General features: G+C 61.6%; 15 protein-coding genes. 6 read left to right on the top strand and 9 right to left on the bottom strand.

Annotated features, from left to right (window positions below; translation table 11 throughout):
* Nucleotides 1-5: 5 nt before the first annotated feature.
* From ABH924_RS00825 to ABH924_RS00835, 3 genes are all read left to right on the top strand, one after another.
* Nucleotides 6-920 carry a glycosyltransferase gene (locus ABH924_RS00825; RefSeq protein ID WP_404496182.1) on the top strand — a complete coding sequence of 305 codons (915 nt, stop codon included), beginning with the start codon at nucleotides 6-8 and terminating at the stop codon, nucleotides 918-920.
* A 71-nt stretch (nucleotides 921-991) separates the two neighbouring features.
* Nucleotides 992-1855, top strand: coding sequence for a glucose-1-phosphate thymidylyltransferase RfbA (gene rfbA / locus ABH924_RS00830; protein WP_234748114.1), 864 nt, complete (start codon nucleotides 992-994; stop codon nucleotides 1853-1855).
* 51 nt (nucleotides 1856-1906) lie between these two features.
* A complete protein-coding gene (locus ABH924_RS00835) occupies nucleotides 1907-3829 on the top strand; it encodes a DUF6541 family protein (protein ID WP_404496184.1) in 1923 nt (640 codons plus the stop codon).
* Between the two features lie 75 nt (nucleotides 3830-3904).
* Here the strand turns inward: ABH924_RS00835 and ABH924_RS00840 are convergent, their stop codons facing one another.
* From ABH924_RS00840 to glf, 4 genes are read right to left on the bottom strand one after another with little or no spacing between them, the layout of a single operon-like run.
* Nucleotides 3905-4666 carry an ABC transporter ATP-binding protein gene (locus ABH924_RS00840; RefSeq protein ID WP_404496186.1) on the bottom strand — a complete coding sequence of 254 codons (762 nt, stop codon included), beginning with the start codon at nucleotides 4664-4666 and terminating at the stop codon, nucleotides 3905-3907.
* A gap of 1 nt (nucleotide 4667) precedes the next feature.
* Nucleotides 4668-5537, bottom strand: a complete 870-nt coding sequence (locus tag ABH924_RS00845) for an ABC transporter permease (RefSeq protein ID WP_234748120.1) — start codon at nucleotides 5535-5537, stop codon at nucleotides 4668-4670.
* Complete coding sequence (locus ABH924_RS00850) at nucleotides 5538-7502, bottom strand: glycosyltransferase (RefSeq protein WP_234748630.1); 1965 nt, start codon at nucleotides 7500-7502, stop codon at nucleotides 5538-5540.
* 14 nt (nucleotides 7503-7516) lie between these two features.
* Complete coding sequence (glf, locus tag ABH924_RS00855) at nucleotides 7517-8704, bottom strand: UDP-galactopyranose mutase (protein ID WP_234748122.1); 1188 nt, start codon at nucleotides 8702-8704, stop codon at nucleotides 7517-7519.
* Between the two features lie 212 nt (nucleotides 8705-8916).
* Here glf and ABH924_RS00860 point away from each other — a divergent pair, with 212 nt between their 5' ends.
* A complete protein-coding gene (locus ABH924_RS00860) occupies nucleotides 8917-13056 on the top strand; it encodes an FtsK/SpoIIIE domain-containing protein (RefSeq protein WP_404496189.1) in 4140 nt (1379 codons plus the stop codon).
* 24 nt (nucleotides 13057-13080) lie between these two features.
* Here the strand turns inward: ABH924_RS00860 and ABH924_RS00865 are convergent, their stop codons facing one another.
* The gene (locus ABH924_RS00865; protein WP_404496191.1) at nucleotides 13081-13578 is read right to left on the bottom strand and encodes a hypothetical protein; all 498 of its coding nucleotides are present in this window, start codon (nucleotides 13576-13578) and stop codon (nucleotides 13081-13083) included.
* A 228-nt stretch (nucleotides 13579-13806) separates the two neighbouring features.
* Between ABH924_RS00865 and ABH924_RS00870 the strand changes: the two genes are divergently transcribed.
* Nucleotides 13807-14055 (top strand): WhiB family transcriptional regulator, encoded by a 249-nt coding sequence (locus ABH924_RS00870; protein WP_003804966.1) that lies wholly within the window; start codon nucleotides 13807-13809, stop codon nucleotides 14053-14055.
* A 131-nt stretch (nucleotides 14056-14186) separates the two neighbouring features.
* Here ABH924_RS00870 and ABH924_RS00875 read toward each other — a convergent pair whose 3' ends face one another.
* From ABH924_RS00875 to ABH924_RS00890, 4 genes are read right to left on the bottom strand one after another with little or no spacing between them, the layout of a single operon-like run.
* Nucleotides 14187-15656: a sensor histidine kinase gene (locus ABH924_RS00875; protein ID WP_404496193.1), complete on the bottom strand. Its 1470-nt coding sequence runs from the start codon at nucleotides 15654-15656 to the stop codon at nucleotides 14187-14189.
* Nucleotides 15657-15686: 30 nt separating this feature from the next.
* Nucleotides 15687-20540, bottom strand: a complete 4854-nt coding sequence (locus ABH924_RS00880; RefSeq protein WP_404496195.1) for an NAD-glutamate dehydrogenase — start codon at nucleotides 20538-20540, stop codon at nucleotides 15687-15689.
* 57 nt (nucleotides 20541-20597) lie between these two features.
* The gene (locus ABH924_RS00885; RefSeq protein ID WP_404496197.1) at nucleotides 20598-21911 is read right to left on the bottom strand and encodes a CpaE family protein; all 1314 of its coding nucleotides are present in this window, start codon (nucleotides 21909-21911) and stop codon (nucleotides 20598-20600) included.
* Nucleotides 21908-22552 (bottom strand): SAF domain-containing protein, encoded by a 645-nt coding sequence (locus ABH924_RS00890; protein ID WP_404496199.1) that lies wholly within the window; start codon nucleotides 22550-22552, stop codon nucleotides 21908-21910. Before ABH924_RS00890 ends, ABH924_RS00885 begins: the two co-directional genes overlap by 4 nt.
* A gap of 152 nt (nucleotides 22553-22704) precedes the next feature.
* Between ABH924_RS00890 and ABH924_RS00895 the strand changes: the two genes are divergently transcribed.
* Nucleotides 22705-22920, top strand: a complete 216-nt coding sequence (locus tag ABH924_RS00895) for a helix-turn-helix domain-containing protein (RefSeq protein ID WP_059387549.1) — start codon at nucleotides 22705-22707, stop codon at nucleotides 22918-22920.
* Nucleotides 22921-22942: the final 22 nt, after the last annotated feature.

Raw genomic sequence — 22942 nt, forward strand, 5'->3', positions numbered from 1 at the left:
TCGACGTGCCACCTGAGATTGAACCGTCGAAGCGGCTAAACCACGTAGCCGCGGTCGTCACCGCCTATCGTCCGACGTCGCACCTGGTCCGCAACGTCACCTCTTTGCTACGGCAACTGACCACCGTAGTAGTAGTCGACGACGGCGGCGGGCCCGGTTTCGATCAGATCTTCGAGGACGCGGCGAAGGCCGGCGCCATGGTGCTGCGGCTCGAAGAAAACTCCGGAATCGCATCCGCGCTGAACGCGGGGATAGATTTGGCGCGTACCACGCCGGTTGACTACATCATCACCGTCGACCAGGATTCACTCCTGACCGCCGAATACGTCCACCGGTTACTGGAGGCTGCCAAGTCCGCCGAGGCCGCAGGTATAACCCCGGGCCTCGTTTCCCCGGCCCGCATCCACGGCAATCCCGTGAAGAAGGCCGGTTCGAAATCCGGAATCCAGCTGGGACGGGAACCGATTCAATCCGGGCTGCTGATTCCGGTTTCCACCCTGGACGCGATCGGCAACTTCTGGGATGGCCTGTTCATCGACCTCGTGGACACGGAATACTACTTCCGCGCCCTTGATGCCGGACTTCCGACCGTACTTGCGGACGCAGAATTCGACCATTCGCTGGGAACCTTGGTAGATGCGAATATTCTGGGCAGGGACATCAAACTTCAGGATCGTCCATTGAAAATCCGCATTGCTGCTTCCTGGCGCTATTACTACATCTTCCGAAACCGGATTCTCGTTGGCCGGCGATACGCGAAGGTACATCCAGGATGGGTTGCCGGCGGCTTGTTGCTCGACATGAGGCACCTCCTTTTCGTGACGGTATTGGCACCCGGCCGCGCTGCCCGGCTCCGGTCCGCATTGAGGGGAACCATCGACGGTATCCGTGGCCGGAGCGGAAGAGCGCACCGCGGCTAGGAGCTGAGCCGGGGGCCATTGGCCAGTCGCTGGTTTTGCCGCGGACTCGAAGGTAAGGGATGATGGGGACCATGCGTGGAATCATTCTTGCCGGTGGCACCGGATCTCGTCTCCATCCGATTACTCACGGCATCAGCAAGCAGCTGGTCCCGGTTTATGACAAGCCGATGATCTACTACCCCCTCTCGACGCTCATTTTGGCGGGCATTCGCGACATTCTCGTCATCACCACTCCCCACGACGCCGAACAGTTCCAACGGCTGCTTGGCGACGGTTCCCAATTCGGCGTGAACATTTCCTATGTCCAGCAGCCGTCGCCCGATGGACTCGCCCAAGCATTTATCCTGGGTGAGGAACATATCGGAAATGAAACTGTTGCCCTCGTCCTGGGAGACAATATCTTCTACGGACAGGGCATGGGAACGCAGCTTCGGAAACATGCAAACATCGACGGCGGTGCCGTCTTTGGTTACTGGGTGAAGGATCCCAAAGCCTACGGCGTGGTCGAATTCAACGAAGATGGCAAAGCCATTTCCTTGGAGGAAAAGCCGGAGCACCCCAAATCTCACTATGCCGTTCCCGGCCTGTATTTCTATGACAACGATGTCGTGGAGATCGCGAAGAACCTCAAGCCTTCACCCCGTGGCGAGCTCGAAATCACGGACATCAACAGGACATATCTTCAGAACGAAAAGCTCCATGTCGAGATCCTTCCGCGGGGCACGGCATGGCTCGACACCGGTACCTTCAACGACCTCAACGACGCGTCGAATTTCATTCGCACGGTAGAGAACCGCCAAGGCCTGAAGATCGGGGCTCCCGAGGAAATCGCCTGGCGCCAAGGTTTTCTTTCGGACGACGAGCTGCGCGCACGTGCCGAGCCGCTGATCAAGAGTGGTTACGGAGCGTACCTCCACGGCCTGCTGGAAGACTAGTCGCCGCCCGTGTGGTGGTCTGTCCTTCCGCAGTTAGTCGGTGCTGCCTTAGTGCTGATTTCACCCGGACTGCTTGTGGCACTGGGATTGCGCTATCGAGGATTTGACGCGCTAGCGCTGTCCCCTGCCCTGTCGGTAGGGGTGATTGTCATAGCTTCGACGCTGAGCCCCTTTTTGCATGTGCGGTTCACCCTGCTTCCGGTCGCTATTGTGGCCGTCGCGCTCGGCGCGGTGGCATGGTTCGTTTCCCGATCCCGTCCCCGCCGTGGGGAAACGCCGAGTCCGGGACTTTGGCGGCGGTCAGCACCATTTGTGGCCGGTGTTCTCGCACTAGTGGTGATCGGCGCCAGGGTCATGCAAGCCATCGGCGGGCCCGAGCATTTTTCGCAGACCTACGACGCCGTTTTTCATCTCAACTCCGTCAAGTACGCCCTTGATACCGGGAATGCCTCGTCCCTGACGATCGGCGACATGACCGGCGGCGGCTTCTATCCCGCGGGCTGGAACGCGGTGGCGACGTTGGTCGCCTCCACCTTCGCGCTGGACGTACCGGTCGCCGTGAACCTCACGAGCATAGTCCTCGCGGCAGTGTTTTGGCCTCTGGGCTGCCTCTTGGCGGCCAGATGGACCATTGGCCGTTCGTCCGCGGTTGCCCTGGCAGCCGGCGTAGCATCCGCCTCGCTTGGCGCATTCCCGCTCCTGATGATGGACTTCGGCGTCCTGTACCCCAATCTGCTGTCGATCAGCATCCTGCCGGGTTCGATCGCCCTTGCCGCGGCAATTTCCAGGGTTTCCCCGGCCTGGGTTCCGCGGGACCTATCGGCGATCCTGGCACTCTTGTTGAGCCTTGCGGGGCTCGTTGTGGCGCATCCAACCACCTTCATGGCCTGGCTGACATGGACGGCCCCGATGGTCGGTGTCCTTGCGTGGAAGGCCTTCAAGCTCCGGAGACGGGGTTTGCTCCGTGTCGGGAGGGCCAGGTTTATGGTCCCCCTGGTCAGCTATTGCCTGGTTTTCCTTATTCTTTGGGTCGTCCTCAGGCCACCTTCGGACGCTTCATTCTGGGGCCCGTACCATACGGTCCCGCAGGCCCTCGGCGAAGCCATTGTTTTCTCTCCGTTGGACTTGCCTGCCGCTTGGCTAGTGGCACCGGTGGCGCTGCTGGGCCTTTGGACTGCAGTGGGGAGGATTCGGTACAAGTGGCTCGCAGGAGTCTTCCTGATTTTCACGGTGCTGTTTGTGGTTGTTTCCGGTTTCCCCATTTCCAGGGTACGGAGTGTTTTGACAGGGGTCTGGTACAACGACAGCTACCGTATTGCAGCTCTGTTGCCCCTTGTCGCCGTCTTGCTTTCTGCCGTGGGCGTCGAGTGGATCTGCAATAATCCGTACCTATCGCAACTGTTCAAGCGGGTTTTCCGTGGAAGCGGCCTTGGGATCCACCGGTCCGGTCTGCGGAATGCACTTCAATGCGCCGTGGCTGCCGTTCTCGTCGTCCTAGCCGTCCTCGTCGGGCAAGTGGGCGGAGTGAACAAGGAAGTTGAGCAAGCCGCATCAAAGTACACCTTGTCAGCGGACTCCCCTTTGGTCTCGAGCGACGAGCTGGCAATCTTCCAAAGATTGCACAACGACGTCCCCCAAGATGCGATCTTGATCGGGAACCCCTACACCGGAGCGGCTCTTTCATATGCCCTCGGTGATCGCAAGTCCGCGCAGCTCCATATCCTCAGCTATGTTTCCCCTGATCTCCAAGAGATATACGACCACTTGGACACTGTCTCAAAGGATCCCGCCGTGTGCAGGGCTGTTAGGAGCCAGCATTCCTATTACGTCCTTGACTTCGGATTGCTGGAAGTCCATGGAGGCAACCACACTCCGGCTGGTCTCACTCACCTGGACCAAAACCCGGGAGTTCAACTCGTAGACAGCCAGGGAAATGCAAAGGTCTACAAAATAACGGCCTGCGGAGCCGGCTGATAAGGCGCACTGCCGGCGGACGTCCGCAGCTGGTCCAGGCCGGGCCGTAGCCAGTCGGCCGACCTCCCCCTGTGGCTAGTCTGCAGACCTCCGCCGGAGTTCCCGAACGACGTCATGAACTTCGCCGTCCATGATGATCTCGCCGTGTTCCAAGAGGACACCACGCTTGCACACAGACGCGACCAGATCCAGGTCGTGGCTCACGACGAACAGTGTCTTGCCGGCCGCGGCCAATTCGTTGATCTTGGTGATGCATTTGCGTTGGAACGGTTCGTCGCCCACAGCCAAAATCTCGTCGATGAGGAAGACCTCAGGGTCCGTGTGGACCGCGATCGAGAAAGCCAACTTCAGGTACATGCCCGAGGAATAGAACTTGACCTCGGTGTCGATGAATTCTCCGATTTCGGAGAACTCCACAATCGAGTCGAACATTTCATCGATCTGGTTTTGGCTCATCCCAAGGATGGCCCCATTGAGGTACACGTTGTCGCGCCCGCTGAGGTCGTGGTGGAAACCGGCTCCGACTTCGATCAGGCCGGCCACTCGTCCTCGTGTATGCACGGTACCCTCGTCCGGCTGGAGCACGCCTGAGATGAGCTTCAAGAGGGTTGACTTGCCTGAGCCGTTAAGCCCAAGCAGCGCCACGGTTTCGCCTTGCTCGACATCCAGCGAAACGTCCTTCAGCGCATCGAACTTCTTGGAAAGGTCCCCTTTGCGCCCGGTCAGCAACCAGACAATGGCTTCCTTCATACTGCGGGTGTGCCGGAGCACAAACTTCTTCCGCAAATTCCGGCAGGTGATGGCCACCCTGTCGGACACTCCCGCAGGTACAGTCATTTCAGAGCTCCTGGGCAAAGTGGACAGACAACTTCATGAAGACGAGCTGGCCAATCACGAGGACGAGTACAGCGACGCCAAAGGCAGAGGGGAACCAGACGGTGATCAGGTCCGGCGGCATGGAAATCGATCCGGATTGCGCAGCGCTCAGTGTCGGGGACCAAAATGCCCAGTGGAAGATTTCGACGGCGACTGTCACCGGATTCAGCTGGTACAAGAAGAACCAGGGACCCATGACGCGTTGCACCATCGGCCACACGTAAAGTACCGGTGAGGCCCACGTGACGATCATGAGGATCATGTCCACGATGTTCTCGGAGTCGCGGAAGTAGACGTTGGCCGCACCGAAAAGCAGGCCGAGGCCGGTGGAAAGAATCGCTGTCAGCACAAACGCTCCGACGACGGCCAGCAGTTGCCAGATCGAGGGACTCCATCCGGTCAACAGGCAGGCTCCGAGCAGGACCACTACCTGGGGAAGCAAATGGGCTGCGGAAACCCACACGGTAGAGACGGGGAACAGCTCCCGGGGCAAGTAGATCTTACGGATAAGGTCCCTGTTGTCCACTATGGAGCGCGTCGCGTTGCCCAGCGACTCCGTGAAGAAATTGACCAGCACGATTCCCGCGAAGAGATAAATCGCGTAGTTGGGGGTTCCGCGCTGCATGTCGAGGAAGACTCCGAGAGCCACGAAGTAGATCAAGAACTGCATCAGCGGCTTCACATAGGACCAGAGGAGTCCCAAGACGGAGCCGCGATAGCGGATCTTGATCTCCTTGCGTACCAGTAACTGCAGCAGGAACTTGTGTTTGTAGACGTCGACGATGCCGCGGCCGCGGCCCGGTTGGACCAAGTCGGTCACGGGCTGTGTCATCTAGTGGCCTTCCTCGTCGGCCAAGCCAAACGTCTTTTTCCAAGCTTCCATGGAGGTGATCTCCGGCAGAGCCTTGCGGTACTGCTCCGAGAGTTCCTCCCATTGGCGGTAGAGATTGGCGTGAAGCTTTCCTGCTTCCGCCAGCATGGACTTGAGCTTCTCGGGGTCGCGTTTGTACCAGGAAGCCGCGGTGCCATCGGCGTTCGAGACCACGACGCTGTCATAGTGCGCCAAGCGGAACCATCGGTTGTCCCGGTGAGCCAGGAAGCCTTGGGGTCGCTCTGCTGATTCCGCTGCCGGTTTCTTCACCAACTGGCGCGCAACCGTGGTGACACCCCATTTAACGAGGTCCTTCTTGTTGGGAAGTCCAATGGGGTTGAGGCCGGAGGGTCCGCGGCCCAATGCCGGGGCCGGGAAATCATCGACGTTCTCGCGCATCTCTGCATCGGGATAGTCGGACTTCAACGCATTGATCTCGCCGAGCTTCGTGGCGAGATTGCCATGCAAATGCCCGGGCCCGAGGAAGAGATCCTTCAAAGCATCGAGCCGCGAATGTTCGGTGAAGTACTGCATGGAAACCAAGTGCTTTACATCCGCTTGGAACGACTCCCGGATAACGCGGCCCCCCTTCTTGTAGGGGCTGTAGATGAGCGTCGTGATCAGGCGGTTCCTGCCATGGAAATAGGCCTGCCAGCCAACCAGATCGTCCTTGTCGATCCAGGAGACATGCCAGACGGCCGCTCCGGGCAAGGAAACCGTGGCAAAGCCCGCCTCACGGGCACGAAGTCCGTATTCGGCGTCGTCCCACTTGATAAAGACAGGAAGCGACAGCCCGATCTCACGGATGATTTCCGTCGGGATCATGCACAGCCACCAGCCGTTGTAGTCGACGTCGACGCGCCGGTGCAGCCACGGCGTTTGCCGAAGGTTCGCGACGCTGAAGTCATGCCTCATCTCCATGTCCGCATGGGGCATTGCAGGCACAAATCGATAGGGGTCCACCACTTCACCAAAGGTGTGAAGAACGCTGCGGCTGTAGAGGTCGAACATGTGGCCGCCCACGATAGTCGGCTTCCGGCAATGATCCGAGAAGGTCAGCAGGCGCGAAATACTCTCCGGTTCGATGACGACGTCGTCATCCAACAGGAGCGCGTAGTCGCTGCCGTTCTCCACGGCCTCATACATACCGCGGGAGAAGCCACCCGAGCCGCCGAGATTGGCTTGGTCGATGATCCGAAGCTTGTCACCGAGGGCCGACTTTACCTCGGCAAAGCCTGGCTGCTCGGCAACCTTTTGGGTTCCTTGATCCACGATGAGAATTTCCTGGACATGCTCCAGCACCTCGGGATGCTCAGAGAGAATCCTGGCGTTGTTCAGGCAGAAGTCCGGCTTGTTCATGGTGGTGATCTCCAGGGTCACCTTACCGGGGTTGCCCTCGCGCTCCGCGCCCTGCCATTCCGCTGAATCGAGCGTCAGTTCTTCCCGGCTGGAGGCAAGATCGAACCAGTACCACCCGCCGTCGCCGAAGGGCTTAAGGGAGAGCTCGAATTCGGTGACAGCGGTGCCCTGGACCCTCGCACCATCAACACGCTGAAGAGTGCCACGCGCGTTCGACTTATAGACCGTGACGGTGCCGTGGCCCGTTGTACGTACAACGAGGCGGACCATTTGAAGGTCTGTCCAGCGGCGCCAATAGCTCGCAGGAAACGCGTTGAAGTACGTTCCGAAGGAAAGCTGCTCTCCGGCGCGGAGCCTTACGGAACTCCTGGAGAGGACGTCTTCAAAGTGGACCTCTTCGCTGCCCGAACTGACGAAGTGAAGCTTCTCCTCGGTCGACTTGGGGTTCCTTGCGAATTCGTCGTTCTCGCGCAGGCGGATACCGTTCGCCGGGCCGGCGTCGACGTACAACGCAGTTGTGTCCAGCTGGTCATCAGCGGGCAGGATAACCCGCTGCAATACTTGCATCTTGATTTCGCTGCTCACGCGTCTACTCCTCCGCTTTCAATTGCTGTGCCGCTTTCGAAGTGCGGACGAATCCTGTTATCAAACATCGACAGAGCCGAACCGATGGCCATGTGCATATCGAGGTACTTGTAGGTGCCAAGACGGCCGCCGAAGAGTACATTCTCTTCCGCCGCTGCCAAATCCCGGTACTTGAGCAGCTTCTCCCTGTCGAGGGCCGTGTTGACCGGGTAGTACGGCTCATCACCCTTTTCCGCGAATCGAGAGAACTCCCGCATGATAACGGTCTTCTCCGTCTGGTATTCACGCTCGGGGTGGAAATGCCGCGGCTCGATGATCCTGGTGAACTGGACGTCGTCGTCGTTGTAGTTCACAACGGACGTTCCCTGGAAGTCGCCCATGTCCAGGACTTCCTTTTCGAAATCGATGGTGCGCCAGGACAGATCTCCGGCGACGAAGTCGAAGTAGCGGTCTACGGGGCCGGTGTAGACGACGGGAATCTTGCCGACAACCTTGTCCTTCGAATACTCATGCGAGTCGTCGAAGAAGTCCGTGTTCAAGCGAACTTCGATGTTCGGATGCTCGGCCATCTTCTTGACCCATGCGGTGTATCCATTGGTCGGAAGGCCCTCATACTTGTCGTTGAAATAACGGTTGTCGTAGTTGTAGCGGACGGGAAGCCGGGAAATGATCCCGGCCGGCAGGTCCTTGGGGTCTGTCTGCCACTGCTTGCCGGTGTAGTGCTTGATGAAGGCCTCGTAAAGCGGACGGCCGATCAGCTGGATGCCCTTGTCGTTCAGGTTCTGTGGATCGGTTCCGGCAAGTTCGCCGGCCTGCTCTTGAATGAGTGCCCGCGCTTCGCCGGGCGTCAGATTGGCCCTGAAGAACTGGTTGATGGTTGCCAGGTTGATGGGCAGGGAGTAGACCTCGCCCTTGTGGACGCCGTAAACCTTGTGGACGTAGTTGGTGAAGGTCGTGAACCGGTTGACGTATTCCCATACCCGTTCATTCGAGGTGTGGAACAGATGCGCGCCGTACCGGTGCACCTCGATGCCGGTCTGCTCTTCCGTTTCGCTGTATGCGTTGCCTCCGACGTGGTGCCGGCGGTCGATGACAACAACCTTCAAGCCCAGCTCGGTGGCTGCCTGTTCTGCGATTGTCAGGCCAAAAAAGCCTGACCCGACAATGACGAGGTCAGCGGTCACAAAATCTCCTGGTTCGAATATGAGCAGCCCAATGGTGTGCATTGGCTGCAGGTCAAGCCTACCCGAGATGGCGCGCCCGGTTTTCGGGCCGGTCCCTTCCCGCGCGAATCAGTGCAACGTTTTCCACATAGGCCAACTGCCCTGGAACGCCCGGTCCTCATCACAAATATCGTGGAAGAACAGCAGTCCCGCGAACCGAAGGAGCGGACACAGTGACATTCCATTGCACCCTCGTCCGGGCCCCGCGGGCGTTACGGCAAGGCGAACCCATCGAACTGGCCATAGCCGCCTGCAACGGCACCCCTGGGGCAGTGGTCGAGGCTGCAGTCGCGGCCGAGTTCGCAACTGGAAAACTTGCAGTAGATGGGCTGCCACTCAGCGGTCTCACCGTTGGCTCGGCGCCGCTCATGTCGGGAGCTGTGTTGGTAGACGGGTCCGATTCGGAGGCGCAAGACACCCGTGATCGCGATCGCAGTCCCGCAGCGTTGTCCTTGCTGGTTCACGCCGGACCAGCCGCGGGCATGGTCATACCGCTGGAACGGGGCACTTACGGGATCGGCCGGAGCAACGCCGATATCTGCCTCCCGGATCCTGATGTTTCCCGGGTTCACGCTGTCCTGACGATTTCCGAGACAGCGGTCACCATAACCGACAACGGGAGCGCGAACGGAACGGTGGTGGATGGACGCAAAGTCCGCTCCGCCCCTCTCTCAACCGCCTCGAGGATCCGATGTGGCGGCTCTGTCATGTCAATTGTCTTCGGCGACGGAGAATACGGAGCGGAGTCGCTCGGGGCAGCGGGGCTGGGCATCGCCCAGCCGATCCTGGTCCCCCGGCGCCACGATGCGGGCAGCCGCACGCAACTTCTCCTCACGGCCGGGCTCCCGTTCCTGCTGGGAGTCGGAATGGCTCTGGCCACTGGCATGTGGATGTTCCTCGGATTCACCGCAATTTCTGCCATCGCGGTCCTTGCCCCGGCAATTTCGGGAAGGCGGGAGCGCTGCCTTCTGGCTGCCGCGATCGCGGCGGCCGTCGAACAAGACCGGGCCCGACGACGGCGGTGTTCACCGTCCGCCGCCGAGCTCGCCTACGCCGTCAACTCAGCAGTTTTCCTCTCAAGGGAACGCGGGCGAATGCAGTTGACGCTGCCACGAACCAGCACAACCCAAGGCACCGGCACATCCCAGGGACCCGGCACGGAGCAAGTCACGGGCACGGAGCAAGGCGCGGTCACAACGCAAGGAACGGCGGGCTGCCGCGATGTCTGGCTCCGGCTCGGCATCAGTCCGCAGAACGCCCGGGTTGCACTCGATCCCGCGGACCCGGGCTTTCAGCCACCGCGGTTGGGCCCCGTTCCCGTGGTTCTGGATCCCTCGATCCAAGCCGTTTCCCTCACAGGACCCGAAGCCAAGGTGCAAGGAATGTTCAGATTCCTGCTCATGCAGCTGGCGGCTTTTCCCTGCGCAGCCAACGTCCCTGTTCTGATACACGGACCGATAGCCCTCTTGCCGTCAAGCGCCCGGTTCCTCCCCCGCGTCACCTTGACCACGGACGCCTCTTCAGCCGCGGCTGTTCTTTCCATGCCCGCGGATAGACCGGGAGCACTGTTTCTGGTGGGGCCCGAACGTCATCCCGCCGTCGACTCACTCCGGCTGGCGGCGATCGAGTCTGGTTGGAGAGTCTTCGAACGCACCGCGAGCGGGGACGAAAGCGGTTCCGCAATCGAGCTCTGGAACAAACGCTCAGTCCTCCGCTCGTGTCTTTCAGAAACTGAATTTGACCCTGACCTTGTGCCGCACCCGGTCTTCGACCGCTACTGTCGCTCATTGGCAAGAGTGCCTGGCCTGGCGACTGAAAGGGCACCCCTTGTCCCCTCTACCTGCGAGCTTGCCGAACTGCTTCTCCCTGAGCCCTCAAGCATCGCGGCCCGCTGGAGCGCTTCCTCAGTACGCGGAGGGCTATCCGCAGTCATTGGGCAAGGAGCCGACGGTCCCCGGTCCCTGGACCTGGTTTCGGACGGCCCGCATCTCCTCGTTGCTGGAACTACCGGATCGGGAAAGTCAGAGCTTCTGCGCACAATAGTCTCCGCGATCTCGCTGACCCATAGCCCGGACAGGGTCAACTTCCTGTTCGTCGATTTCAAGGGCGGTTCGGGCCTCGGGCCATTGCTCGACCTACCGCAATGCGTCGGAATGCTTACGGATCTCAGTGAACACGAACTCGAACGCACCCTCTCCTCCCTCCGCGCCGAGGTCCGGATGCGGGAAGCGATCCTTGCGAAGGCCGGTGTCCCTGATTTGCCCGCATATTGGGCCACAGCCGGAAGAACCGGGGGCGGGGGCGCGGCGGGACGAAGAAGCCAACTTCCCTTACTGCCCCGTCTGGTACTTGTCATCGACGAATTCCGGATGCTCATTGAAGACGCCCCGGATGCCCTGGCCGAATTGATGCGGATCGCCACCCTGGGCCGGTCTCTGGGCATCCACCTGATCATGGCAACACAACGTCCGCAGAGTGCACTGAGTGCGGACATCCGGGCCAACGTCACCACCAGCATTGCTCTTCGCGTCCAATCAGAAATGGAATCCCGGGACGTCATCAACTCGCCGGCAGCGGCATCGATTCCGGTGTCCCTGCCTGGCCGCGCATACATGGTTCGCGGAGTGGAAGATCCCGAGCCCTTTCAGTCAGCGACCCTCTCGGTCGGCGAAAAAGCCCCATCACTCACAAAAGCCATTGCCCGGCCGGCAGCGGGGTCGCTCCGGTTCAGCGGTTGGTTGGAAACCGCAGACGCAGAGACCCAGGGTGCGGTTGCAACGCCAGCAGAGGCCGCCCGCCCGATTATCAAAGCAATCAACCGGGTTTGGGGCATCCTCGGGGGTACACCGCCCCGGAGACCTGTTGCTCATCCGCTTCCCGAGTCCATCCCGTTTCACGAATCCCTCGGCACCTCGGCAATGGCGGGCAAGCACGCGGCAAGCGGAACGCCGGCAGGCCCGACAGCCTACCTTGGCTTGGCAGACTTGCCCACACAACAACGAGTTGCCGGCGTGTCCTGGACTCCGCTCGTCCACGGGAATCTTGGGCTCGTTGGCCCTCCTGGAAGCGGAGTTGAAGATACGTGTCGGGCAGCGGCGGCGCAGCTTGTAGGAAGTGCCGATGAACTCCATCTCTATGTCCTCGACGGTGACGGTTCGTTCACCGACGTGGCAGCCCAGGGGCGCGTAGGGGCCGTTGCCTCCCCCAACGACATCAGAAGGGCAGTCCGCATCCTGGAGAGGTTCGCAGCTGAGATGTCGGCGCGGCAATCCCCGGGAACCGTCGCCGGGCAGGTCCCCCTTCTGCTGGTCATTTCAAGCTGGGGTTCCTGGGTCTCCGAATTGCGCGCCGGACCGCTGGCCTGGGCCGAAGACGTTGTCCACTCGATCGTCCGCGATGGACCGAAGGCAGGACTGGCTGTTCTTGCCACGGGTGACCGCGAACTGACCGCCTCGCGCATGTTCGCGTCAATCCCCAACCGCGCATATTTTCCCGCTGGGACCACAGAAGAAGGGCGGTTGGCGTGGCCCCGGTTCGCGGCAATGAAGCCCCTGAAGGGCCGGGCAGTCGTGAGTGGCAACTTGCTTGATGTTGACACCGCAGTCGCGCAGCTCGTGGCGACCCCGCCAAGCGCGGCCTGGCCGTACTGTGTGCCCCCGGAGACTGCACTGCGCCCATTCCGGGTGGATCCCTTGCCCCAATTCATCCGGGCTTCGGACCTCGCTGCGGATGGCCGAACCGAAACCACTGCCGTTTCCCGCGCTGATGCGCAGGGGTCGGTGCTCCTTGGGGTTGGAGGGGACGAACACGAACCTGCTTGGATCAAGCTGCCGCGCCCAGCCGTCCTCCTCGCCCTCGGCACACCCGGTTCCGGCAAGTCGTCGTTGCTCACCGCATTGGCCGTGCTCAATCCAGGCCATCATTGGTGGACACCACCCGAAGGGGCCGATCCTGATGCCTTTTGGGCCGAATTCCACCGGGATGCAAGCAGCAGGTTCGTGGGAGCAGAAGTCATCCCCCTTGTGGACGACGCCGAGCGCCTCAGCAGCGAAACCGCGTGCCTCCTGGCTGAACTTCCCGGTATGGGTTTCTCAGTGGTGGCAACTGCGGGCAGCCCTGTCCTTCTGCAGCGGACGCCCCTTGCTTCCCTGGCCCGAAACCACGGAAGCGGAATTCTCCTCGGCAATGGGCCGCCTGCCGCTCGAGAATTCTTCGGCGTCCGCGTCGACATCGAACCGGCGCCACCACCGGGTCGTGCTGTCCTCATCGAGTATGGACGAACACGCTCCGTCCAGATCGCTGCTCCGGACTAGGAAGCCGTACCCAAGTGAAAACAGCTAGATTGCAGCGCGGGATCCGCCCGTTCGGGAGGCAAAGGCAATGACCCGCCTGTCGAACAAGAAGACAATCCCGGCCAGAGCCGGCACCACCATGGCAAGACCGGCGAGAACCAGCCCTCCCGTCATGGTGGGAAACCCGATCGTCAGGGCGAACAGCTGGGCAACCAACGCGGGTGCCCGGGTCCAACGGTAGCCACGGAACAGGAAGTGTCCCACCGCAAACAACAGTGCAGAAAAGGCCAGCAGAAGGCCGAGGGTAAACACGGCTCCCCAGAATGAGGCCACCGGAGCCCCGGTCACGAGCTCGTATATATACAGGGCGCCGGCGGTCAACAGGGCGAGGGCTTCCAGCACAACCACAATCGAAATAACAACGATTCCTACAGGACGCGGTCCTCCGCCGGATGCCCGGCCGATGCTGTCGCTGCCGGTCCCGTGGCCGTCGTCGCCGGGCGCTGCGGGGTCATGGTTGGGGTTCAGAGGGGGTCTTGACACACTGGCACAATACCGGACATAGTCGAATACCTGTGAGTAGACCGGTGGCCAATGTGATGCATCGCTCACGGTTTCAAACGCTAGAACCCCTTGTTTACATGGCGTTAACATGACACGCTTGACTCAGACGACCAAGGGGGCCCAATGGGTCCCCTTTCCTATGAAGCCTCTAGTGAATATTTTCACAAAAGGCTTAACTAGTACTCACGAATGGAGTGACTGATCAGCATGGATTGGCGTAACCGCGCAGCCTGCCTTGACAAGGACCCGGAGCTTTTCTTCCCAGTAGGCAACACCGGCCCTGCGCTTCTCCAGATCGAGGAAGCGAAGAGTGTCTGCCGTCGCTGTCCCGTCGTGGACACATGCCTTCAGTGGGCCCTTGAATCGGGCCAGGACGCTGGCGTCTGGGGCGGTATGAGCGAAGACGAGCGACGCGCACTTAAGCGCCGCGCCGCCCGCGCCCGCCGCGCTTCCTAAGCATCTGGGGCCCACAAAGCACGGCGCCTGAGGCAAAGAGAACATACGAAGATGGCCCGGACCGAAAGGTCCGGGCCATCTTCGTATGTCTAACCGCGGTTACCGACAGAGCGCGCCGCCGGCGGCCGGCGTCAGCTTCGCACCAGGTTCAGGACGATCTCGACGGCGGTGCCTCCGCCGTCGCGCGGCCTCCACTGGATGCTGCCACCCAATTCGCTCGTGACGAGTGTCCGCACAATCTGAAGGCCTAGACCCTCTGTGTACGACCCCTCCGGCAGTCCGACGCCGTCATCGGCGATGGTCACCGTCAGGAGTTCATCGCCGCGCTCCCCCGTGGAACGATCGGCCATCAGCCATACCGTTCCGGCCCGTCCTTCAAGGCCGTGCTCCACGGCATTTGTCACGAGCTCATTGATGACCAGCGCAAGGGGCGTGGCGAAGTCGCTCGGCAATTCGCCGAACAGGCCGGCGCGCTCAGTCCGGACGTGCTGCGAAGGGGACGCTACTTCTGCCGAGAGCCGGAACTGACGTCCGATGAGTTCATCGAAATCAACGCTCTGCGTGAGCCCTTGAGAAAGGGTCTCGTGAACCAACGCAATCGTCGCCACTCGCCGCATTGCCTGTTCCAGGCCTTGCTTCGCCTCATCGCTGACCATCCGTCGCGACTGCATGCGCAGCAAAGCCGCCACCGTCTGCAGGTTGTTTTTGACGCGGTGGTGGATCTCACGAATCGTCGCGTCCTTGGTCACCAGCTCGAGCTCGCGACGTCGCAGTTCGGACACGTCGCGGCACAAAACCAAGGCACCGAAGCGATGCTTTTCGTCGCGCAACGGAATCGCGCGCAACGACAAGCTGACTCCGCGGGACTCGATTTCGCTCCGCCACGGCATCCGACCGGTAACCACAAGCGGCAACGTCTCGTCCACCATCCGCCGGTCCTTGAGGAGTCCTGCGGTTACTTCCGCGAGGGACCGTCCTTCCAAGGTTTCCACCTCGCCGAGCCGGCGGAATGCGGAGACGCCGTTCGGACTCGCGTACTGGACGATGCCTTCGGCGTCGAGCCTGATCAGGCCGTCACCCACGCGGGGAGCGCCACGGCGGGAACCCGTCGGTGACGCGAAGTCCGGCCAGAGGCCCAGCGTTCCCATCCGGAGCAGATCGTAGGCGCATTGCCTGTACGTGAGCTCCAGGCGGGAAGGCATCCGTGAACTGGAAAGGTCCATATGCGACGTGACGACGGCAAGGGTCCGTCCGTTCCTGACCATGGGCACCGCCTCAACCCGAAGAGCCATCTCGCTGCTCCAGCTCGTTTCACTGGAGCGTTCGATGGAACGGCTGGACCACGCCTTGTCGACTATCGGTTGCAGATCCGAGCGGATGCCTTCCCCGACGAAGTCCGCATGGAACACCGTGTGGCTCGTCGACGGCCTGACGTGTGCAAGCGCGATATAACCGAACTCAGGATGCGGAAACCATAGGGCCAAATCCGCGAACGCCAGGTCGGCGACCATTTGCCAGTCGCCGACCAGGAGGTGCAGCCATTCAGCATCTCCAGGCCCGAAATCAGCGTGCTCCCTGATGGGGTCTGTAAAGATTGCCACTGCACCTCCATATGACGCCCGGGCTTGTCCCTAGCGTCGAACGATTGACCTCAAGAGCCTCAATGCTACCGACAGAGAAGCCATGTCGTCGGCCTCCAGCGCGTTGACCTCGTCGAACATGCTCTTCGCGCGCCCCAACTGCTCGGCGTTGAGGTCTTCCCAAGCCCGCAAACGAGCCTCGGCGTCGAGGCCGGCGTCGCTCGATTCGAGCACCGACGTCGTCATGTCCGCTACGGTCGAGTAGAGGTCGTCGCGCAGGGCTGCGCGGGCAAGCGCCTGCCAGCGGTCATCGCGCGGGAGTGCCGTAATTCGCTCCAGCAACGAATCGACGTGGAAGCGGTCGAACACCGTGTAATAGACATGGCTGACCTCTTCCACACGGGCCTCGCGGCTATGCGTGATCTTGGCGATGTCCAAGAGTACGAAACTCTCGAACAGCTCGGCCCAGCGATGGGCGAGCGTGTCGGGAAGGCCCCAAGAGCGCGCCTTTTCAAGCCAACCGGTGACCCGTTCTTTGTCGCTGCCGCGCAAGTAGTCGAGCACCCTGGCCCGCATCGGATCCATCATCGGCTTGAATTCCGCGACGATCTCCGAGATCGGCTTCGAGGCGTTACCCTGGCTGAGCAACCAGCGAACGGCCCGGTCCAGAAGCCTCCGGATGTCGAGGTGCACCGTGCTCCAGTGTTCCGTGGGGAACGAAGCAGGCAGGGCTTTGAGCTCACGCACCATCGAGTCGAGTTCGTAGATCTCACGGAGGGCTACGAACGCCTTCGCGACGGCGACCTCGGTAGCCGAGGTCTCCTCCATGGTGCGGAAGGCGAAGGTGATGCCACCCAGGTTGATCATGTCGTTGGCCACCACGGTTGCGATGATCTCGCGACGCAAGGGATGGGTGTCCAGTTCGGCGTCGAACCGTTCGCGGAGCTGCTTCGGGAAGTAGGAGCGAATCGTCTTACGGAACCAGGGATCATCCGCCAGATCACTGTCCCGCAATGCCGAGCCCAATTCGATCTTGGCGTACGCGGCGAGGACGGACAGTTCCGGGGACGTCAGGCCCTGGCCCTGTTCAAGCCGCTCACGAAGGGTGTCGGTGGTCGGTAGCGCTTCAAGGTCCCGTTTGAGGTCGGCGGACTTCTCGAGCCAGTCCATCAGGCGCTCGTAGCTCGGGCTCCATTCGGCGACGCGTGTCCGGTCGTTGAGCAACAGGATGTTCTGATCGATGTTGTCTTCGAGCACAAGGCGCCCGACCTCGTCGGTCATGTCGGCGAGGAAGGATGTGCGCTCGGAAGCATCCAGTTTCCCTGCGGCAACCATCCGGTCCACGAAGATCTTGATGTTGACTTCATGGTCGGAACAATCCACGCCGGCGGAGTTGTCGATCGCATCGGTGTTGAGGATGACACCTTGCAGTGCAGCCTCGATGCGTCCGCGCTGCGTCATTCCGAGGTTGCCGCCTTCGCCGACAACCTTGACGCGCAGCTCGCGCCCGTTCACGCGGATGACGTCGTTTGCCTTGTCCCCCACCTCGGCGTGGGACTCGGTGCTGGCCTTGACGTACGTTCCGATCCCGCCGTTGTAGAGGAGATCGGCCGGAGCCAGGAGTATTGCACGCAGAAGGTCGGGAGGACTCAGCTGAACCGTTCCGTCCGGCAGGCCGAGGGCCCTGCGGACCTCCGGCGAGATCGGAATGACCTTGGCTTGGCGGGGGAAGACCCCGCCGCCTGCGCTGATGAGCGAGCGGTCGTAGTCATCCCACGAGGAGCGGGGAAGGTCGAAGAGACGCTGCCGTTCGCCGAAGGACGAAGCCGCGTCCGGCGTCGGGTCCAGGAAGATGTGGCGGTGGTCGAAGGCGGCCAGCAGGCGGATGTGCCTGGAGAGCAGCATTCCGTTGCCGAACACGTCGCCGGACATGTCGCCGACGCCGACCACGGTGAATTCCTCGGTCTGGGTGTCAAGGTCCAGCTCGCTGAAGTGGCGCTTGACCGACTCCCATGCACCACGGGCCGTAATGGCCATGGCCTTGTGGTCGTATCCTACGGAGCCACCGGAAGCGAAAGCGTCCCCCAGCCAGAATCCATACTCGGCGGCCAGGCCGTTCGCAGTGTCCGAGAAGGTTGCCGTGCCCTTGTCCGCAGCCACTACCAGGTACGAATCGTCGTCATCCTGACGGACAACGTCCGACGGCGGCACAATCTTCTCGCCGTCGGCTGTGGTCACGAGGTTGTCGGTGAGATCGAGCAGGCCGCGGATGAAGGTCTTGTAGCTTTCGATGCCTTCCGCCATCCACGCGGCGCGGTCAAGTGCCGGATCCGGAAGTTGCTTCGCGAAGAATCCGCCCTTGGCACCGGTCGGCACAATCACAGCGTTCTTGACCGTCTGCGCCTTGACCAGCCCGAGGATCTCGGTCCGGAAGTCTTCACGGCGGTCCGACCACCGCAAGCCGCCACGGGCCACTTTGCCGAAGCGCAAGTGCACGCCTTCAACGCGTGGCGAGTACACCCAGATCTCGTACTTGGGGCGCGGGAACGGCAGGCCGTCGATCGTGGTCGGATCGAGCTTGAAGCTGACGTACGACTTGCCTTGGAAGTAGTTCGTGCGCAGGGTCGACTCAATGAGGTTGACGAAAGTCCGCAGGACGCGGTCGGCGTCGAGCGTGGCCACCTGGTCAATTGCTTCAGCCAGTGTGGCGCGGGCGCTCTCCTGGCGGGCCGGACGCGCGGCGTCGGGCGACGAAGGATCGAAGCGGGCCCCGAAGAGGTCAATCAGGCCGCGGGCAACCTCCGGGTTGGCGAGAAGGGTATCCGCAATGAACTCGAAGGAGTTCGTGTTCCTCATCTGCCGCATGTACTTCGCATAGGCGCGGAGCATGACGACCTGCCGCCAGTGGATACCTTCCCGGAGCACGAGACGGTCGAAACTATCGGATTCCACCGCACCTGTCACCGCGGCGCTGAAGGAGTCCGCCAAGAGCTGGCCGGTAGCCACGGGATCGACACCGGCGGGGTACTTCAGGCCAAGGTCATAGAGGAAGAAGTCCCGGTGGTCGGCAGTTTCAATCTCGAAAGGCCGCTCATCGAGGACCTCAAGGCCAAGATTGTGGAAGTAGGGCAGGATCTGGCTCAGGCTCTTCGGTTCCAAAAGGTAGAGCTTGACGCGGGCATCCTCTTCGAGGAGCTCACCGGCGCCGTTGGGCAGGTAGACATGCACTCCGGGGACCGCCTGGACAGCGACGGCGTTCCGGTCGGTTGTGGCCGCGTACTTCTCGAAACGCTCAATGTCCTTGAGGGCGTCCTCGACTTCGTAGTCGACACGGTATCCGGCGGGAAACGCATCCGCCCACAGGACTGACAGTCGCTCGGCGTCCAGCCCGCTGGTGTTCTCGCGGAGCACCTCTGCAATACCTTCAGCCCACGACCGCGAAGCCCGGACAAGCCGCTTTTCGAGTTCACCGGTGTCGACGTCGCGGAGCTCCGCCTCCCGCGGCAGCCGGATACGGAAGAACACCCTCGAGAGTGCGGACTCCGTGATCCGGGCCTCGTAGTCAATGCTCTCGGCCTCGAAGGTCTCGCGGAGTTCCTGCTCAATTCGTTGCCGGACGTTGGTGGTGTAGCGGTCACGGGGCAGGTAGACCAGTGCCGACATGAACCGTCCGTAGATATCCGGGCGCAGGAAGAGCTTCGTGCGGCGCCGTTCCTGCAGACGCTGGATGCCCAAAGCCGTTGCTGCCAGGTCCTCGGTCTCGATCTGGAAGAGTTCATCACGGGGGTAGGTCTCGAGAATACCGACGAGGTCCTTGCCGGAGTGGGAGTCCTGCGGGAACCCGGCCGAGCGGAGCACTGCGTCGACCTTTTCCCGAACGATGGGGATGTTCTTGACGGAACCGGTGTACGCGCTCGTGGCGAAGAGGCCGATGAAGCGGCGCTCACCGTTGACGTTGCCGGCAACATCGAAGCTCTTGACACCGATGTAGTCCAGGTACGCGGGGCGGTGCACGGTGGACCGCGAGTTGGCTTTGGTGATGACCAAGGCGCGCTTCTCGCGCGCCTTCCGGCGTCCGGCGTCGGTGAGGTGCTGGATTTGGTGCGGGTGGTCCCCCGCCCTCAAGAGCCCCAAACCGCTCGCTTCGCGCAACTCAAGGACGTCTTCACCGTTCTCGGTGATGAGGTCGTATTCCCTGTAACCCAGGAACGTGAAGTTGCCGTTGTCCAACCAACGCAGCAGGTCCTGCGCTTGCCTGAGCTCCGCGATGTCTTCCGGGTGGGCCACCTTGTCCAGGGACGATGCCAGCTCGAGCGCCTTCGTGCGCATTTTGGGCCAGTCTTCGACGGCGGCGCGGACGTCGCTCAGGACGCGGTGGATTCCGTCCACGAGTTCCTTCTGGAAGTCGTCGGCCACTCTGTCAACCTCGACGGCGATCCACGACTCCATGTGGGAGACGTTGTCACCTTGGGCGATCAGATGGGCGATGTTCGGCATCGCCGCGGTGTCACCGCTTGAGATGCCGATGTTCGACGGCACCCGGGCGATGTCGGACAGATCGCCAGTGACGTGATCACGAGAAACCACGAAGAGTGGGTGCATGACGAGCCGGATGGCGCAGTTCTGGCGAACGAGTTCGGCGTTCACCGAGTCCACCAGGAACGGCATATCATCCGTAACGATGTACAGAATGCTGCGATCACCCTCGTTGGCAATCCTGACGTTGGCAGTGCCCGGCTTGCGGCTCTGCCCCGCTTCCCGGTGTGCCGCTGCCCTGGAGGTCAATTGCTCGGCATCGTATCCGCGGGCGTCCTCCTCTGCGAGATGCTCGTAGTAGTCCCCGAAGAACCCTTCCCGGACTACTGCAGGTTTAGAACGATCCTCCACGCTGGATCCTGACGACATCGACAAACGCCTCCATCACATCTCAATTGCTGCGTCCTTGCAGCCCACATGGCGAGCCTAACGCTTTAGACGACGCCTTGCTCTGGAATAAATGACAGAGGATTTGCCATTTTGCTGGACAGGTGCACAGACCATTTTTGCGATTGCGAGGCGCAAGGGAGACTCCGGCGCAGCTTCGAAGAGCACGGCACCGGACAACAGGGCCGCGTCGCAAGCTTCAGGATCGGATGGAAGGAATTCCTCGATGCCATGACCGGGGCCGTACCGCTCCCATGCTTCGCGGAGCTCTCGTTCGGGTGAGCGGCCCGCGGATGCTGCCCGGACCTTGTTCAAGACCACCCGGGGAGCCGCGTGCGGGACTGCCCGTTCAAGTTCCGCGAGGCCACGCACGAGCCGCGGAACCCCGATGGCATCGGCCGCGCCGACGGCGTAAACGGTGTCCGCCAGTTCGATGCTGCGGAGGGTTGCGGCGTTGCGTCGAGGGGCCATGGTGTCGAAGCTGAGTTCCTCGTCCGCCTCAAGGCAGAAACCTGCATCGACCACGACGACGTCCGCGATCTCCTTGGAGAGTTCAAGCACCGAGGAGAGCGCGGCGGCCCGGAGCTCCGTCCACCGGTCCGCGCGCGTAATGCCGGTAAGAACCCGGAAACTGGTGGCTTTGGCGAAGACCGGTGCGGCGATCCGCTTGAGTGATTCGGTATCCAACAATCCCTGATCCGCCAGTCGACAAGACTGCGCCAGTCCGGCGGATTCGTCCAGCAAGCCGAGCGACGCCGCGACACTGGCCCCGTAGCTGTCTGCATCGAGAAGGATCACTGATTTGCCTTCAGCCGCCAGCTCTGCAGCAATGTTGACAGCCACAAGAGTCCTGCCAGGCGCCCCGGTGGGCCCCCAGACGGCGATGATCCGACCCGCCCCTGCCGGCACGTGCTCCGGTTCTTCCTGTGCATCGGTGGGACGGAGTTCGGCGGCGGTGTCCGCAAACCCGGAATCCCGCGGCTCCGCGCGTCGCCTTCCTGGTCCGGGCAGCTGGCCTACGGCATCGGAGATCTTGGAAGCCAGCGTTGCCGAATCTACATCCAGGGACGCTGTCACGACGCCGATGCTGCGCAGGCGGCCTTCCTCCTCCGAGTCATCGCTCAGGGCAACGATGGAGACTCCGACAGCCGCCAGCCGGTCGACCAGCGACGCCGTCAATTCCTCGGCACCTTCGGCTATGACCGCCGCGCGCGCGAGACCGCTTTGGCAAGCGGCCAGAAGTTCCGCGAGTTCGCCGCACCGACGCACCACCGTCACCGGCCCGTGGAGCCGCTCGAGTCCCCCGACCAAATCTTCCCGGGACTGCCCGACTGTGACAACGGGGATACTCACTTGCCGGCACCGCCCGGATTCCAAACCACGGCAATCTTCGCTTTATTCGCCTGCGCTCCGAGAAGTTTCGGCATCTGCTCATCGGTCACAAGGACCAGAACCACTTTCTCCTTCGACGCTCCGAGGGTGGAGGCACCCTCCGTGACCTGGGCGATCTCCGCGCCGGGCAACAGCAACTGCGGCGTGCCGAAACCGTTGCGCGCATCGGGGGGTGATACCCAGACGTCAACGCGGGATCCCGCCACAGCCTGGGAAGGCAGTGATTCCTGGATCGCGATCGCCACCGGTTTGCGGTCCAGGGAGTCGGCGGCCCCCAGGCTCTCCTGCGGGACGAGTTGGTTCTTGGCAATTCTCTGAACGGCAACTCTTCCCTCGGGCAGACCGTCAGCCAGAGTCACGTAACTGGACTCAATGTCGTCGAGCCGGACTTTGACGATCGTAAGATCGTCCTTGCTGATTCTCTGGCCGACGGCAATCGACTCGCGAGCGGCATACACCTGAATGGTGCGGTCCGCGGTTCCAACAAGGGCGATGACTCCAGCCAGCGATGCCAAGACCAGGAGAATCCCCACCAAAAGTCGCGGATCCCTCCATGACGGTTTCCTGAGCCGCGCTGCAGCGGCCGCGGTAGTCACACCCATCCTGCTCCCCCGTTTGCATTGTCTGTCGGCGTCGACCTTCAGTGGCCTTTATTCTGACCGCAAGTGGGTCCCTTCCGAAAGCCAAATGCCTCAAATTACGTCAACCTGTGGATAACCGCGGCAAGTGGGTCGAACGGTGGCAAAATGGATGCATGCCCCGATTCCTCACCCTCGCTGATGTCGCCGAACAGCTTCAGATCAACTCGCCGCAGGCATACGCCTTGGTGCGAAGCGGAGAGCTCAAGGCCATCCAAGTGGGTGGCAGGGGCCAGTGGCGCGTCGAAGAGAAGATGCTGGAGCAGTACATTGAGGAACGCTATGCCGAGGCGAGCAGGATAATCCAAGAGGCCAAATCCAAGTCCTCCTGATCTCCGTCCAGCCCCCAGGTAG

Origin of the sequence: Arthrobacter sp. GAS37, assembly GCF_044908325.1 — a bacterium.
GTDB lineage: Bacteria > Actinomycetota > Actinomycetes > Actinomycetales > Micrococcaceae > Arthrobacter > Arthrobacter ramosus.

Coding starts and splice junctions, on each gene's coding strand:
- rfbA (WP_234748114.1), top strand. CDS start 992: ATGCGTGGAATCATTCTTGCCGGTGGCACCGGATCTCGTCTCCATCCG.
- ABH924_RS00840 (WP_404496186.1), bottom strand. CDS start 4,666: ATGACTGTACCTGCGGGAGTGTCCGACAGGGTGGCCATCACCTGCCGG.
- ABH924_RS00845 (WP_234748120.1), bottom strand. CDS start 5,537: ATGACACAGCCCGTGACCGACTTGGTCCAACCGGGCCGCGGCCGCGGC.
- ABH924_RS00850 (WP_234748630.1), bottom strand. CDS start 7,502: ATGCAAGTATTGCAGCGGGTTATCCTGCCCGCTGATGACCAGCTGGAC.
- ABH924_RS00870 (WP_003804966.1), top strand. CDS start 13,807: ATGGATTGGCGTAACCGCGCAGCCTGCCTTGACAAGGACCCGGAGCTT.
- ABH924_RS00880 (WP_404496195.1), bottom strand. CDS start 20,540: ATGTCGTCAGGATCCAGCGTGGAGGATCGTTCTAAACCTGCAGTAGTC.
- ABH924_RS00890 (WP_404496199.1), bottom strand. CDS start 22,552: ATGGGTGTGACTACCGCGGCCGCTGCAGCGCGGCTCAGGAAACCGTCA.
- ABH924_RS00895 (WP_059387549.1), top strand. CDS start 22,705: ATGCCCCGATTCCTCACCCTCGCTGATGTCGCCGAACAGCTTCAGATC.